At 73.4% G+C, this 14,309-nt stretch carries 16 protein-coding genes; 6 read left to right on the top strand and 10 right to left on the bottom strand.

Annotated elements, in window-relative coordinates; genetic code table 11:
* The first annotated feature begins 9 nt into the window (after positions 1 to 9).
* Entirely contained in the window at positions 10 to 882 is an 873-nt protein-coding gene (locus tag GA0074704_RS09785; protein WP_088970210.1) for a 3-methyladenine DNA glycosylase, read from the top strand.
* 28 nt (positions 883 to 910) lie between these two features.
* Here the strand turns inward: GA0074704_RS09785 and arfB are convergent, their stop codons facing one another.
* The 7 genes from arfB to GA0074704_RS09750 all read right to left on the bottom strand — a co-directional run bounded on the left by arfB (position 911) and on the right by GA0074704_RS09750 (position 6,466).
* Positions 911 to 1,336: an alternative ribosome rescue aminoacyl-tRNA hydrolase ArfB gene (arfB, locus tag GA0074704_RS09780; RefSeq protein WP_088970209.1), complete on the bottom strand. Its 426-nt coding sequence runs from the start codon at positions 1,334 to 1,336 to the stop codon at positions 911 to 913.
* A gap of 9 nt (positions 1,337 to 1,345) precedes the next feature.
* Complete coding sequence (locus GA0074704_RS09775; RefSeq protein WP_088970208.1) at positions 1,346 to 1,654, bottom strand: hypothetical protein; 309 nt, start codon at positions 1,652 to 1,654, stop codon at positions 1,346 to 1,348.
* A gap of 109 nt (positions 1,655 to 1,763) precedes the next feature.
* Entirely contained in the window at positions 1,764 to 2,630 is an 867-nt protein-coding gene (locus tag GA0074704_RS09770; protein ID WP_088970207.1) for a S1C family serine protease, read from the bottom strand.
* Between the two features lie 41 nt (positions 2,631 to 2,671).
* Positions 2,672 to 3,631 (bottom strand): VWA domain-containing protein, encoded by a 960-nt coding sequence (locus GA0074704_RS09765; protein WP_088970206.1) that lies wholly within the window; start codon positions 3,629 to 3,631, stop codon positions 2,672 to 2,674.
* Positions 3,628 to 4,665 (bottom strand): DUF58 domain-containing protein, encoded by a 1,038-nt coding sequence (locus GA0074704_RS09760; protein WP_088970205.1) that lies wholly within the window; start codon positions 4,663 to 4,665, stop codon positions 3,628 to 3,630. Before GA0074704_RS09760 ends, GA0074704_RS09765 begins: the two co-directional genes overlap by 4 nt.
* Positions 4,662 to 5,708 (bottom strand): AAA family ATPase, encoded by a 1,047-nt coding sequence (locus tag GA0074704_RS09755; protein WP_088970204.1) that lies wholly within the window; start codon positions 5,706 to 5,708, stop codon positions 4,662 to 4,664. Before GA0074704_RS09755 ends, GA0074704_RS09760 begins: the two co-directional genes overlap by 4 nt.
* A 245-nt stretch (positions 5,709 to 5,953) precedes the next feature.
* On the bottom strand, positions 5,954 to 6,466 hold the full coding sequence (locus GA0074704_RS09750; protein ID WP_088970203.1) for a hypothetical protein: 513 nt from the start codon (positions 6,464 to 6,466) through the stop codon (positions 5,954 to 5,956).
* Positions 6,467 to 6,812: 346 nt separating this feature from the next.
* Here GA0074704_RS09750 and GA0074704_RS09745 point away from each other — a divergent pair, with 346 nt between their 5' ends.
* Positions 6,813 to 7,799 carry an endonuclease/exonuclease/phosphatase family protein gene (locus GA0074704_RS09745; RefSeq protein ID WP_088973571.1) on the top strand — a complete coding sequence of 329 codons (987 nt, stop codon included), beginning with the start codon at positions 6,813 to 6,815 and terminating at the stop codon, positions 7,797 to 7,799.
* Between the two features lie 15 nt (positions 7,800 to 7,814).
* Here the strand turns inward: GA0074704_RS09745 and cimA are convergent, their stop codons facing one another.
* Entirely contained in the window at positions 7,815 to 9,398 is a 1,584-nt protein-coding gene (gene cimA / locus GA0074704_RS09740; protein WP_088970202.1) for a citramalate synthase, read from the bottom strand.
* A 381-nt stretch (positions 9,399 to 9,779) separates the two neighbouring features.
* Between cimA and GA0074704_RS09735 the strand changes: the two genes are divergently transcribed.
* From GA0074704_RS09735 to GA0074704_RS09720, 4 genes are all read left to right on the top strand, one after another.
* Positions 9,780 to 10,340: a peroxiredoxin gene (locus tag GA0074704_RS09735; RefSeq protein WP_088970201.1), complete on the top strand. Its 561-nt coding sequence runs from the start codon at positions 9,780 to 9,782 to the stop codon at positions 10,338 to 10,340.
* Positions 10,341 to 10,342: 2 nt separating this feature from the next.
* Positions 10,343 to 10,873 (top strand): carboxymuconolactone decarboxylase family protein, encoded by a 531-nt coding sequence (locus GA0074704_RS09730; RefSeq protein WP_088970200.1) that lies wholly within the window; start codon positions 10,343 to 10,345, stop codon positions 10,871 to 10,873.
* Between the two features lie 160 nt (positions 10,874 to 11,033).
* On the top strand, positions 11,034 to 11,498 hold the full coding sequence (locus GA0074704_RS09725) for a PRC-barrel domain-containing protein (RefSeq protein WP_088970199.1): 465 nt from the start codon (positions 11,034 to 11,036) through the stop codon (positions 11,496 to 11,498).
* A gap of 123 nt (positions 11,499 to 11,621) precedes the next feature.
* Positions 11,622 to 12,320 carry a tyrosine-protein phosphatase gene (locus tag GA0074704_RS09720; RefSeq protein ID WP_088973570.1) on the top strand — a complete coding sequence of 233 codons (699 nt, stop codon included), beginning with the start codon at positions 11,622 to 11,624 and terminating at the stop codon, positions 12,318 to 12,320.
* Between the two features lie 8 nt (positions 12,321 to 12,328).
* On the opposite strand, the gene GA0074704_RS09715 is transcribed toward GA0074704_RS09720, so the two are convergent.
* Both GA0074704_RS09715 and GA0074704_RS09710 read right to left on the bottom strand, forming a co-directional pair.
* A complete protein-coding gene (locus GA0074704_RS09715; protein WP_231926803.1) occupies positions 12,329 to 13,816 on the bottom strand; it encodes a DUF7405 family protein in 1,488 nt (495 codons plus the stop codon).
* A 4-nt stretch (positions 13,817 to 13,820) separates the two neighbouring features.
* Positions 13,821 to 14,261 carry a hypothetical protein gene (locus GA0074704_RS09710; protein WP_088970198.1) on the bottom strand — a complete coding sequence of 147 codons (441 nt, stop codon included), beginning with the start codon at positions 14,259 to 14,261 and terminating at the stop codon, positions 13,821 to 13,823.
* Positions 14,262 to 14,309 lie beyond the last annotated feature (48 nt).

Genomic DNA, 14,309 nt, shown 5'->3' with positions numbered 1-14,309 from the left:
CCTGGTCCGGTGACCGCCGCCCTCGCCCCCGCCACCGTGCTCGACGCGGCGGACTGGCGGGCCCGGCGGGCGGCGCACGAGCGCCGGATGGACGCCTGGCTCGCCCCGCACCTGGCCCGCCGGCGGGTCGGCGGCAGGCACCCGGTGGAGGACTTCCTCTTCACCTACTACTCGCACCGCCCCGCCCAGCTGCGCCGCTGGCACCCCGGCGCCGGGGTGACGCTGCGCGACGCCGAACCGGGCGAGTTCGGCCGGGACTACCGCGCCGACGCCGCCGGGGTCACCCTCGACACCGATCGGGTACGCGAACGCCGCGCCGAGTCGCTGAGCTGGATCCGGGACCTGCTCGCCGCGACCGCGTCCCGCCCCGCCCACCTGGGCTGTTTCGGGATGCACGAGTGGGCGATGGTCTACCGGCAGACCCAGGAGGAGGTCCGGCACAACGCCTGGCCGTTGCGGCTGACGCCGGAGCGGACGGCGGAGGTGGTGCGGGAGCGCGGCGTGCGGTGCAGCCACTTCGACGCGTACCGGTTCTTCACCGCGCCGGCCCGGCCGCTGAACCTGCTCACCCCGACCCGGGAGACCCAGCACGCGCTGGAGCAGCCGGGGTGCCTACACGCCAACATGGACCTCTACAAGTGGTCGTACAAGCTCTCCCCGCTGGTGCCGAGCGAGCTGGTCGCCGACTGTTTCGAGCTGGCCCGGGAGATCCGGACGCTGGACATGCGGGCCAGCCCGTACGACCTGGCCGCGCTCGGCCATCCGCCGGTGAGGGTGGAGACGGCGGAGGGACGGGCCGAGTACGCGACGGCCCAGCGTGGTTTCGCCGAGCGGGCGGCCGGGCTGCGCGGTCGCCTGTTGGCGGCGATCGACCGACTCTGACCGGCCCCGGTCAGCTGTCGCCCCGCCCTCAGTCGCCGTCCACCCGGCGGTCGCGCTTGCGCTGGGACTGCCGTTTCTTGTCGGCGAGCCGGCGCTCCTTGGCGCCCCGGGAGGGTCGGGTGGGCCGGCGGGCCTTGGGCGGCGGGGCGATCGCCTCGCGGAGCAGCGCCGCCAGCCGTTCGCGGGCGGCTTCCCGGTTGGCCAGCTGCGCCCGGTGCTCACTGGCGGCGATGGTCAGCACCCCGTCGACGAGCCGGCCGGCGAGCCGCTCCAGCGCCCGCGCCCGTAGCGACTCGGGAACGCTCGGCGAGCCGGCCAGATCGAAGCTCAACTCGACCCGCGAGTCGGCGGTGTTGACCCCCTGCCCGCCGGGCCCGGACGAGCGGGAGAAGCGTTCCCGCAGCTCGGCGGCGGGTACGACAAGCCGATCACTCACCCGCAGTCCGCCGTCCACCTCCTGAGGCTAGCGCCCGGTGCGGTGGGCGGGCGTGGCGGACGGGCTCGGGGTGGGGCTGGGCGTCGGCCCGGCCTGTTCGTGGTCGGGCCCGGCGGCGGCGTACGCGACGGCGCCGACCAGGAGCAGGGCCACGATGCCGATCTTCGTGGCCGCCAGCCGGATCAGCAGCCAGGCCAACCGGCGCAGGCCCGGGACGCTCTTCTTCGTGTTCTGGTAGTCGGCCCAGCCGCGTCTGGCCCGCGCGTAGGCCGCACCCATCACTCCGCCGACCAGCAAGCCGACCGCCAGCAGGATTGCCATCAGGGACCGTTCCATCCCCGTGAGTTATCCATACTCAGCGTAATATTTCCATGGCCCGATGGGCTTATGCCAGATATCTGACAGTTATCCCGTTCGCCCAGCTCCCACAATGGATCTTCGCAGGTCAGCCGCCCTTGCCGATGATGATGTCGGCGGTCTGCCGGACCTGGTCGATCGGGATGGCGAAACCGATCCCGATCGAGCCGCTGCCGTCGATCGTGGCGATCGCGGTGTTCACCCCGACCACCTCGCCGCGGGCGTTGACCAGCGGCCCGCCCGAGTTGCCGGGGTTGATCGAGGCGTCGGTCTGGACAGCGCTGTGCCGCCCGGCGCCGAGCCGTACCTGACGGTTCAACGCGCTGACGATGCCGGCGGTGACGGTCCCGGCCAATCCGAGCGGGGAGCCGACCGCGAGCACCGGCTCACCGACCCGGGTGGTGTTGGGCTTGGCCAGCGGCAGCGGGGACAGCCCGGCGGAGGCGGGCACCTTGAGCACGGCCAGGTCGCTGGCCGGCTCCCGGCCCACCACCTGGGCGGTGAACCGGCGCCCGTCGGGCATCTCCACGGTCACCGCGCCGCCGCCCCCCTTCGCCAGGATGTGGTCGTTGGTGACGATGTGCTGCTCGTCGTCGATGGCGAAGCCGGACCCGGTGGCCGAGGCGCCGCCCGCTCCACCCACCATCACCGACACCACCCCGGGCACGGTCTTCTGCGCGGCGGTGACCAGCTCCGCCGGCACCGGCGCGGCGGAGGCGGCGGCCGGACCGGCCGGACCGTCCCGCCCGGCCACCCAGCCGCCGGCCACGGCGCCCGAGACGGTGGAGAGCGCCACCACCGTCAGCGCGGTCATCAGCCGCCCCGGCCGGCGCCACCGACGGCCCGGCCCACCCGCCGGCCCCGGCCCGCCCGGGACGGTCCGCCCGTCCGGGTCCAGCTCCGGGGAGATGAACCAGGGGCCGCGGGGCTCGCCCAGTCCGGTCTGCACGGCCATGCATCGCTCCTCACGTGTTCGGTACGGGTCGCGGCGCCGCCTCAGGGCAGCCGGGAGAACCAGCGCATCGATCCGGCGGCGGCGCCCATGGCGAAGACCAGCCCGAGCCCGATGAACCGGGCGGAGACGTCCTGCCGCTCGGTGCGGTAGCCGACCGAGCTGCCGATGTCGTCGTAGACGGCCCGCAGCTCCTGCCGGGTGGTGGCCTCGTGGAAGCCGCCACCGGTCTGCTCGGCGACCGCCTTGAGGGTCTGCCCGTCCACCGGCACCTGGATCGCCCGGCCGCCCCGGTCCACGAACCCGGTCGGCGTGCCGAACGAGATGGCGTGCACCGGCACCTTGGCCGCCACCGCCGAGGAGGCCGCCTCCATCGGGTCCGCCCCCGAGGTGTTGGCGCCGTCGGAGAGCAGGATGATCCGGGCCGGTGGCGGATGCTTGGCGGCCTTGTCGTCGATGCTCTTCACCGCGCCCAGCGAGGTGCTGATCGCCTCCCCGATCGCGGTGCCCTGCACCCCGGTCATCCCCTCGGCCAGCCGGTCGATGCCCTCGTGCAGGGCCTCCCGGTCGGTGCTCGGCGGCACCACCACGGCGGCGCTGCCGGCGAACGCCACCAGCCCCACGTTGAACTCGTCGGGCAGCCCGTCGACGAACCGCCGGGCCGCGTCCCGGGCCGCGCCGAGCCGGTCGGGCTCCACGTCGGTGGCGAGCATCGAGGTGGAGACGTCCACCGCGACCATGACGGTGGCCCGCTCCCGGGGCACCCGCACCTCGGCGCTGGGCCGGGCGAAACCGACCACCAGCAGGGCGAGCATGGCCAGGAAGAGGCCGGCCGGCAGGTGCCGCCGCCAGCCCGGGCGGTGCGGCGCGACCCGGTCCAGCAGCCGCAGGTTGGTGAACCGGACCGCGTACCGGCTGCGGCGGCGCTGGGCGACCAGGTAGCCGACCGTGAGGGCCGCCACGCCGAGCAGCAGCCACAGGCGTACGGGTGACTGCCAGGTCACGCGGCACCTCCCCGGGCCACCCCGACCGGCGCGGCGGCGAGCCGGCGCTGGGCGTGCACGTGCCGGACGATGTCGGCCGCCCAGTCCCGGTCGGTACGCAGCGCCAGGTGGGTCGCCCCGCACCGGCGCAGCAGCTGGCGTACCTGGTCGCGTTGGGCCGTCGCGGCGTCGGCGAACCGCTGGCGCAGCCCCGGATCGCCGGTCCAGACCTCGCGCCGGCGGCCGGTCTCCGGGTCGGCGAGGGTGATCAGGCCGACATCCGGCAGCTCCCACTCCCGGGGGTCGGTCACCTCGACGGCGAGCACCTGGTGGCGGGCGGCGAGCCGGCGCAGCGCCGGTTCCCAGGGCGCCGCGGCGGCCGGGTCGTCGGGCAGGTCGTCGAGGAAGTCCGAGACCAGGACGACCAGGCCACGTCGAAGCGCCACCCGCTGCACGGCGGTGAGCGCCTCGGCCAGCCCGGACGGGGCCGCGCCCACCGGGCCGCCCGCGACCGTGGGCCGGCCGTCGGCTCCCGGCCGGTCGCCGGCGCGGGGCGCGTCGAGCAGGGCGCGCAACAACCCCAGCAGATGGGTACGTCCACCGCGGGCCGGAAACCGGCGCAGCCCGGTCGGGCCGAGCACCTGGGCGCCGAGCCGGTTGCCGGTGCCGGCGGTGAGGAAGCCGACCGCGGCGACCGCCGCCACCGCCAGCTCCCGCTTGTCCAGCTCTGCGGTGCCGAACTCCATGCTGGGGCTGGCGTCCACCAGCAGCCAGGTGGTGAGTTCCCGGTCGGCGTCGACCTCGCGTACGTGCGGGACGGCGGTGCGGGCGGTGACCGCCCAGTCCATCCGGCGTACCTCGTCCTCCCCCGGGCGGTATTCACGGCTGCCGGCGGCCTCGCTGCCCGGGCCGGGGAGCAGGCCCCGGTGCTGGCCGTGCAGCAGTCCGTCCAACCGGCGGGTGACGGTCAGTTCCAGCCGACGCAGCCGCTGGTCCGGGGTGAGCGCACCCAGGCCGGGCCCGGCGGGTGGGGCGGGCGCCGGTCGGCGCCTCATGCCGCCGCCAGGTCGGCCGGGTACTCGGGCTGCGCGGCGACCCGGGGCGGTGGCACCGCCTCGACCAGCCGGCGGACCACGGCCTCGGCGGCCACCCCGTCGGCCACCGCGTCGAAGGTGAGCACCAGCCGGTGGGCCAGCACGTCGACGGCGAGTTCCCGGACGTCCTCCGGGGTGACGTACTCCCGGCCGCGCAGCAGGGCCTGGGCCCGGGCCGCCGCGACCAGGCCCAGGGTGGCCCGGGGGCTGGCCCCGTACGCCAGTTGGGCGGCCATGTCGGCCAGGCCGAACCGGCCGGGGTCGCGGGTGGCCAGGATGAGCCGGACGACGTACTCGGCGATCGCGTGGTGGACGAAGACCCCCTCGGCGCTGCGTTGCAGGTCCCGCAGCCGGTGTGGGTCGAGCACCGTACGCGGGGTGGGTCGGTCGCTGCTCATCCGGTAGAGGATGGTCAGCTCGTCCGCGTCGCTCGGGTAGTCCACGGTGATCTTCATGAGGAACCGGTCCCGCTGCGCCTCCGGCAGTTGGTAGACGCCCTCGGACTCGATCGGGTTCTGGGTGGCGAGCACCAGGAACGGCTCCGGCACCGGCCAGCTCCGCCCGCCGATGGAGACCTGCCGCTCCGCCATCGCCTCCAGCAGCGCGGACTGCACCTTCGCCGGCGCACGGTTGATCTCGTCGGCCAGCACCAGGTTCGCCATGATCGGACCGAGCTCGATGTCGAAGCTCTCCTGGGACGCCCGGTAGATGCGGGTGCCGACGATGTCGGAGGGAACCAGGTCCGGGGTGAACTGGATCCGGGAGAACGTGCCGCCGACCACGGTGGCGAGGGTCTGCGCGGCGAGCGTCTTGGCCACGCCGGGCACCCCCTCCAGCAGGCAGTGCCCGTTGGCGACGAGGGCGGTGAGCAGGCGCTCGACGAGCCGGTCCTGCCCGACGATCACGCGTTTGACCTCGAGGAGGGTCTGTTCCAGGTCCGCACCGGCCGCGTCGGCCGCGGCCGGGCTGGGCAGGCCGGCCAGGGTGTCCGAGATGTCCGTCACGGTGCTTGCTTCCCGCGAAGGACGGCGACAAACGTGGGATTGTCCGGCCCGGACGGGGCCGGTGGGCGGGAATCGGGCACGAACCGCCCGGCCGGTGCCGAAGGCCGACGTCCGCGCCGGGTGGGGACGAATGACACGTCCGAGCGCCGCCCGGGCGAGCGTTCACGCTCGGGGCGGCCACGGTGGGGTGCCGGTGGGCGCCGGCCCCGCACCGGGGACCGGGGGCCGACGCCCACCGGGAGGGGTCAGTTGAATACCACCAGATGGAAGGGCTTGTCGGCGAGGGCGCCCGACGAGCTGTAGGTCGCCACGAAGACGGCGTTCACCGTGCCGTTGCGGGGAGCGACGGCGGCCTCGCCGGGCGGCGGGACGTTGTACTGGTCGGTGGTCCCGACGGTCGCGCCGTAACCCTTGCCGGAGACGGTGTAGCGGAAGATGATCTGGTACTGCCCGGTGCTGTACCGCTTCGCCGAGAAGACCTCGGGTGAACCGCGCAGCAGGGTGCCGTTGGCGCTGACCACCGCCCACGCGACGGTGCCGGGGCTGGTGGCCATGGTGCTCATCTCGGCGGAGGCCAGCGCGGCCTTCGCGGTCCGGACGTCCTCCGCGCTGACCGGCGGTTGCACGACGACCCGGTGCACGCGGTCCGCCGGCCGGTCGGCGGGGCCCCGGGCGGCGGCGATCCCGCCGCCCGCCAGGGTGAGCGTCAGGGCGGCGACGGCCGCCGCCGGCGCGTTGCGGGACAGGAATGTGGCCATGGCAGGTCTCCCTCGAGTTGCCGAGATGATGTGGCCGAACCGCGTGTGGCGGGTCGGAAAAACTGCGGCGCAACAGCGTGGACAACACGATCTGATTACTCTGGAGAATTGTCGTCAGCAGCCTCTCGGACACTGCACCACAGCGCGCCAAGGCCCGCTCTGACCAGCGAATCCGATGAGCATGAGGAGCTGCGAACAGGTGGAACGTAACACCGAAAAATGCGACACGTCAATAGATGATCAAGCCCTTAAATGGGGTGAGGAAATCGTGAGAGGTCACCGCTGAGGCATTCACGAATTGTTTTCGGGGCAGTGGGCTGAGGGGCGGGCGGATACGGTGATCGGCATGATTGCGGCCACTGCTGCGCGTACCGTCACCGCCCGCCGGACCGCGGCGGCCCTGTGCTGGCTGGCCGTCGCGCCCGGGGTCGGCTGGGCGGCGGTCCGCCTGCCGGGGCTGGAGCGGGGGCCGCTGGTGCAGGCGGTGGCCTTCACGCCGTACGTCGCGGGATGGAGCCTGCTGGCGCTGGTGGCGGCGCTCGCCCTGCGGCGCCGGTGGCCGGCGGTCGTCGCGGGGGTCAGCGCGGCCGCGCTGGTCGCCGTCGTCGCCCCCCGCGCGCTGCCCGCCGGGCAGCCGGCGGCCCACGGCCCGACGGTACGGCTGCTCACCGCCAACCTGCTGCACGGCGACGCCGACCCCGGCGAGCTGGTCGGCCTGGTCCGCCGCCACCGGGTCGACGTGCTGGTGGTGCAGGAGTTCACCCCGGGCGCCGCGGCGGGCCTGGACCGGGCCGGCCTCGGCGCGCTGCTCCCCCACCGGCAGCTCAACCCCGAGGTCGGCACCACCGGCTCGGGGCTCTACAGCCGGTTCCCGCTCTCCGATCCCCAGGTACGCCGCAACCGGGGCTTCAACTTCACCCAGGCGTCGGCCACCATCGCCGCGCCCGGGGCGCCACCGGTCCGGGTCGAGTCGGCCCACCCGGCGGCGCCCTGGTCGGTGTCGGTGGTCGACGACTGGCGCACCGACCTGGCCGGGCAGCCACCGGCCACCCCGGACGGACCGCTGCGCATCCTGGCCGGCGACTTCAACGCAACCCTCGACCACGCGCCGCTGCGCGCCCTGCTCGACACCGGGTACGCCGACGCCGCCGACGCGGTGGGCGCCGGCCTGGTCGGCACCTGGGGCCCGTACGACGGCGACCCGATCCCGCCGGTCACCATCGACCACGTGCTGGTCGACCGCCGCATCGCGGTACGCGCGGTCGACGTGCACGGGTTGCCCGGCAGCGACCACCGGGCGGTCCTCGCCGAGCTGCGCCTGCCCACCGGCTGAGCCGCCCCGCCGCTCCTACACCCGGGTGCGGGCGAGGCCGTAGGTGAGCGCGTCGACCAGGGCGTGCCAGGATGCCTCGACCACGTTCGGGTGCACCCCGACGGTGGTCCAGTCGTTGCCGGCCCCGTCCACGGTCTCCACCAGCACCCGGGTCACCGCCCCGGTGCCGTGGCTGCCCTCCAGGATCCGCACCTTGTAGTCGGCCAGTTCGAAGCTCAGCAGCTCCGGGTAGTGCCGGGACAGCCCGACCCGCAGCGCCTCGTCGAGGGCGTTGATCGGGCCGTTCCCCTCGGCGGTGGCGATCACCCGCTCGCCGCGTACCCGGATCTTGACGGTGGCCTCGGAGACCACCGCGCCGTCCTCCCGGTGCTCCACCTGCACCCGGTACGACTCCAGGGCGAACGGCCGGGGGGCCGCCCCGCCGGGCAGCTCCGAGCGGACCAGCAGCTCGAAGGAGGCGTCGGCGGCCTCGAAGGACCAGCCGTCCGCCTCCAGCTCCTTGACCCGGCCGGTCACCTTCGACAGCGCCTCCGGATGGCCGGCCAGGTCCAGGCCAAGCTCGCGGCTCTTCAGCTCGACGCTGGCCCGGCCGGCCATCTCGGTGACCAGGATCCGCATGTCGTTGCCCACCACCGACGGGTCGACGTGGTTGTAGAGCAACGGGTCGACCTTGATCGCGCTCGCGTGCAGCCCCGCCTTGTGGGCGAAGGCGGCGGCCCCGGCGTACGCCTGGTGGGTGTCGGGGACGATGTTGGCGATCTCGGCGATGGCGTGCGAGACCCGCACCATCTGCTCCAGGCACCCGGCCGGTAGGACGGGCAGCCCGAGCTTGAGCTGGAGGTTGCCGACCACAGCGAAGATGTCGGCGTTGCCCGGCCGCTCGCCGTACCCGTTGGCGGTGCCCTGGACGTGCCGGACCCCGGCCTCGACGGCGGCGATGGTGTTGGCCACGGCGCAGGCGGTGTCGTTCTGGGCGTGCATGCCGAGCAGTTCCGGCGCCACGCCGGTCCGCGCGGTGAGGTCGGCGATGACGGCGGTGACCTGGGAGGGGAGCATGCCGCCGTTGGTGTCGCAGAGCACGAAGCGTTCGGCGCCGGCGGCGAGGGCGGTCTCCACCACGGTGGCGCCGTAGGCCGGGTCGTGCCGGTAGCCGTCGAAGAAGTGCTCGCCGTCGACGAAGACCCGCCGGTCGTGGCGGACCAGGTGGGCCACCGTGTCGCGGATCATCGCCAGGTTCTCGGCCGGGGTGGTCCGCAGGGCCCGTTCGACGTGCCGCAGGTCGGCCTTGGCGACCAGGGTGACCACCGGGGTCTCGGCGTCGAGCAGGCCGCGCACCTGCGGGTCGGCGTCCACCGCGACCCCGGCCCGGCGGGTGGCCCCGAACGCGGCGAAGACCGCGTGGCGCAGGTCGAGTTCCTTGCGGGCCCGGCGGAAGAACTCGGTGTCCTTGGGTACCGCCCCGGGCCAGCCCCCCTCGATGAAGCCCACCCCGAACTCGTCGAGCAGCTGGGCGACGGCCAGCTTGTCGACGACGGAGTAGCTGAGCCCTTCGCGCTGCGCGCCGTCGCGCAGCGTGGTGTCGTACACCTGGAAGGTCATGGGGGTCCCTTCTGTCTTCGGTGCGGGTTCGTCGGGGCGGTGCGGAGCAAACAAAAAGACCTCCAGCGGATGCGGGAGGTCTACGCGCTCGGCGAGGGGGAGGATGCCGGCGCGTCAGGGGCTAATCAGTACGGTGCTGGTCACGATTCGTAGTCTGCCACCGCCCCGCTGGTTTTGGGAGCGGCAATCCACATCGCGGGATAGTCACCCAGCGTCGTCATCAACCCCGCCGCGCCCGCTCCGGCCCGGGAGCCCGGCGCTGGTGATCGACTTCACAAGTGGTCCGGGAGCCGAGCAGGCACGAGGAGCGCTGCGGAAGTATCTGGAACCGATCCAGTTATCGGCCTCGCGCCGCTGACGAGCCACTGTCAAGGAGGACCTGTGCTCACCGTCGGTGACCGCTTCCCCGAGTACGAACTCACCGCCTGCGTGTCGCTCGACGCCGACAAGGCGTTCGAGACGATCAACCACAAGTCCCACGAGGGCCAGTGGCGGGTGGTCTTCTTCTGGCCGAAGGACTTCACCTTCATCTGCCCGACGGAGATCGCCGAGTTCGGCCGGCTCAACGGCGAGTTCGCCGACCGCGACGCCCAGGTGCTGGGCGTGTCGGTGGACAACGAGTTCGTCCACTACGCGTGGCGCAAGGACCACCCGGACCTGCGCGACCTGCCGTTCCCGATGCTCAGCGACATCAAGCGCGAGCTGACCGAGGCGTGCGGCGTGCTCGGCTCCGACGGCGTCGCCCAGCGGGCCACCTTCATCGTCGACCCGAACAATGAGATCCAGTTCGCCATGGTCACCGCCGGCTCCGTCGGCCGCAACGTCTCCGAGGTGCTGCGGGTGCTCGACGCCCTGCAGACCGACGAGCTCTGCCCGTGCAACTGGAACTCCGGTGGCGACACCCTGGACGCCACCAAGCTGCTCGCCGGCGCCGGGGCCTGACCATGGGTCTGGACGCGGTCAAGGCGGCGCTGCCCGAGTACGCCAAGGACATCAAGCTCAACCTCGGCTCGACCGTCGGCACCTCGACGCTCAAGCCGGAGCAGGCCTGGGGCACGGCGCTGGCCTGTGCCGTCTCGGCCCGCAACGGCGAGCTGCTGCGGGAGATCGCCGAGGAGGCGGCCTCCCACCTGACGCCGGAGGCGGTCGAGGCAGCCAAGGGCGCCGCCACGATCATGGCGATGAACAACGTCTACTACCGGGCCAAGCACCTGATCGGCGACGAGCAGTACGCTTCGATGCCGGCCCGGCTGCGGATGCAGATCATCGCCCGGCCCGGTGTCGACAAGGGCGACTTCGAGCTCTGGTGCCTCGCCGTCTCGGCGATCACCGGCTGCGGGGTGTGCCTGGAGTCGCACGAGAAGGCACTGCGCGCCGCGGGCTTCACCCGTGAGCAGGTGCACGAGGCGCTGCGGATCGCGGCCGTCGTGCACGCCGCCGCGGTGGCCCTGGACGCCCGGGCCGCACTGGCCTGAGGCGTACGCCCCGACGGGCCGGCGCCGCGACCGCGGCGCCGGCCCGTCGTCGTTTTTTCGGGTACGGGTGTAGAAAGCGGCCGAGCCGGGTACCACTTATCCGGACACGACATGAGCTTTTCTCCCATAACGACTATGACAGTCGAGGCAGGAGTTTCCCATGGACAGGCTCGACCCGCAGAACCCGAACACCGTCACCGGCTCCACCGTCGACGGTGACCCGGCCGGCTACACCACCGGCACGCCGGGCGGCGCGTTCGACCCGTGGCGCTACCGGGACGAGGCCGGTGTCGCCGGCGCCGACCTGGTCGGCTACAAGGTCGAGGCGACCGACGGCCACATCGGCAAGATCGACCGGGCCAGCCACGACGTGGACGACAGCTACCTGGTCGTCGACACCGGGCCGTGGATCTTCGGCAAGAAGGTCCTGCTGCCGGCCGGCACGGTCAACCGTGTCGACCACGACGAGAACAAGGTCTACGTCGACCGGGACAAGGACCAGATCAAGGCCGCCCCGGAGTACGACGAGAACACCCACACCGACCCGGCCTACCGGGAGAAGCTCGGCGGCTACTACGGCGAGAACTACTCGGCGCTGCCGCCGGACACTCAGGGCCGGGTCTGACACCCGTACCGCCCGCGCACAGCGCGGCGAAGTGAGACGGCCGGTGGGAAGTCTTCCCACCGGCCGTCTACCGTGTCCGGGGTGGACGCCACCGAGGCCAACCGACCCAGCCCCTTCACCACCATGTTCAACTTCCGCGACGTCGGCGGGCCGACCGGCCACGACGGCCGCACCGTCCGGTACGGCCGGCTCTACCGCTCGGACTCCCCGCACCGCCTCGACGACGCCGACCGGGCGGCCTTCACCGCCCTCGGCGTCCGCACCGTGATCGACCTGCGCCGGCCCCGCGAGGTCGAGCGGGACGGCCGGGTGCCCGAGCTGCCCGGCCTGAGCTACCGGCACATCCACCCGGAGCACGACGACTGGTCGCAGATCCCGCACCCCGAGGAGCAGAGCGTCGCGCGCTGGCTGGCCGACCGGTACGCCGGGCTCGCCCGCACCGGCACCGCCGGACTGGCCGAGGCGGTCGGGCTGATCGCCGACAGCGCCAACGCACCGGTGGTGGTGCACTGCCTCGCCGGGAAGGACCGCACCGGGGTGGTGTGCGCGCTGACCCTGGCGGTGCTCGGTGTCTCCGACGACGACATCGCCGCCGACTACGCGCTGAGCACCGAGGCGTCCGCCCGGTTCAGCGCCTGGATCGCCGCCACCATGCCGGACGCCGCGGAGCTGCCCCGCCCGTTCCTGGCCTCACCGGAGGAGGCGATGCGGCTCTTCCTCACCGAGCTGCGCACCGGGTACGGCTCGGCGGAGGGCTACCTGCGCCACGCCGGCGTGACCGACGCCCAACTGGCCGCCCTCCACGACCACCTGCTCGACTGAGGACCGACTCAACCGGCCAGCTCCGCCAGCGGGAACGCCCGGTTCCGCCGGGGCGGCACCAGGAAGTTCTGCCGACGGGTGCAGGTCAGGAAGCGTTCCAGGCCGTTGTCCTGCTCCGCCACCCGGTGCTTGCGCGCCAGGTCCACCGCGGCCTGGCTGCGCCGCATCCGGGTGAAGAAGTCGGCGGTCGGCACGAAGATGCTGAAGTGCAGCTTCGGCTGGCTGCTGCCGTCCGGGACGTCCATCGCGTCGAAGCCCGGGCCGTCCACCCGCAGGTGCATCGGGGTGCCGTCGGCGGCCCGCGAGGTGCGTTGGAGGGTGGAGAGGTGCCCCATCCGCCGCTCACCCGGGGGCAGGCCGATCCCCCGCGCCGTCCGCTCCGCGTACGCCGGGCCGCGGTTCTCCGCCGGCAGGAAGGACGGGCCGCCGCCGTCGGTCAACTGGTCGGCGTTGCCCGGGTGCACCGGCGGGGCGTGGAACATGTACTGCACCCGCTTGGTGAAGTTGCCGTTCGCGCTGGGCGGGGTGTCCGCGTCGGCCATGTCGTAGAACTGGAGCATGTCGAGGATGACGTGCGACAGGTGCTGCACGCCGCCGTTGTCCAGGTAGTCGCCGGGCCGGGCGGTGGTCAACCGGGCCGACGCGTTGCCGGCGAAGGTGCAGATCGCCGGCGGGCCGGAGGCGTTGACCTGCTGGTCCGAGAAGCCCATCCACATCGGCGAGTCGGGCTGGATGAACCGGGCGTACGGCAGCCGGTTCTGCTCGGCGACCGAACGGGGCAGGCCGACCTGGGTGAACATGTGCCGGCTGGAGGTGACGGTGAGCAGGCCCGCGAAGCCCGGCGAGGGCGTCGGCCGGCCGGCGAGGCTGCCGCTGCCGTCGAACCAGGCCAGCACGTCCTGGATCACCGCCGCCCGGTCACTGCGGAAGGTGAAGAGCAGGTCGTTCTGCTCGATCCGCACCGGCACGGTGAACCGCTTCTTGGCCACCCCCGGGTTGTCCGGGTGGACGTCGGTGGGCCCCGGCACCGCCTCCTCCAGCACCGACCGGGCGGGGTCGGCGAGCAGCTTCGGCAGGTGCGCGTCGACCAGGTCACCGGTGAGCCCGCCGGGCAGCCGGCGGAAGTACGGCAGCCCGTACGACACGAAGGTCATCAGGCCGGCGGCGCCGAACGGGTACCCGGCCTCCAGGGCGGCCAGCACCCGGTGCAGCTCCCGCTGGTCGTCACGGCCCGGGGCGCGGGAGAGCGCGGCGGTCAGGTAGACGGTGTGCACCGGTGGCATGACGAACGGCCCGCCGGTCGGCGAGCTGCGCTCGGGAGCGCTGTAGCGGGCCACGTCGAACTGGATGTCCGGCAGGCCGGCGGACGGGTCCGGCGCCGCCGGCCGGACCGGCGTACGGGCGCTCGCCGAGCAGGCGGCCAGCGCGGACGCGGCCATGGCGAGGGCCCCACCGGCGAGCATCGTGCGCCGGCTGAGCCGCGGTTCGCCGTCCATCGGCTCAGCTCGACCGGCCGAGCGCGGCCCGCAGCGCCACGCCCAGCTCCTCGTCGTCCGGGGCGGCCAGCCGCACCGACTGCTCGGTCAGGCCGACGAACCCCTCCCGGCCGCCGTTACGGGTCGGGCTGACCAGCACGTCCTCGCCGTCCTGCTCGACGTCGACGTGCACGGCGCCCTTGGCGTACGTGGCCCAGGAGCGCAGCCCGAGCGCGTCCAGCACCGGGGCGAACAGGGACGGCCCGCCGCGCAGGTCCGGGGTGGGTACGCCGTCGCGGGAGGCGTCCAGCATCCGGCGCACCGCCGCGCCCAGCTCCTTGTCCCCCGGCGAGTCGTCGAGGAGCTCGAAGACGCCGTTGGCGATCCACAGGCCGTCGACGGTGAGCGAGGAGGAGTGGACGACGTGGCGACCTCTACGCAGGTCGAGTCCGGCGAGTCTGGTCATCGGTGTCCTCTGTCGACAGGGGGACGTCCCAGCGTACCCGCGGGACGT

Origin of the sequence: Micromonospora siamensis, assembly GCF_900090305.1 — a bacterium.
Classification (GTDB): Bacteria; Actinomycetota; Actinomycetes; order Mycobacteriales; family Micromonosporaceae; genus Micromonospora; species Micromonospora siamensis.
The sequence above is the reverse complement of the archived record's forward strand: the minus strand, read 5'-3'. Positions and strand labels throughout refer to the sequence as shown.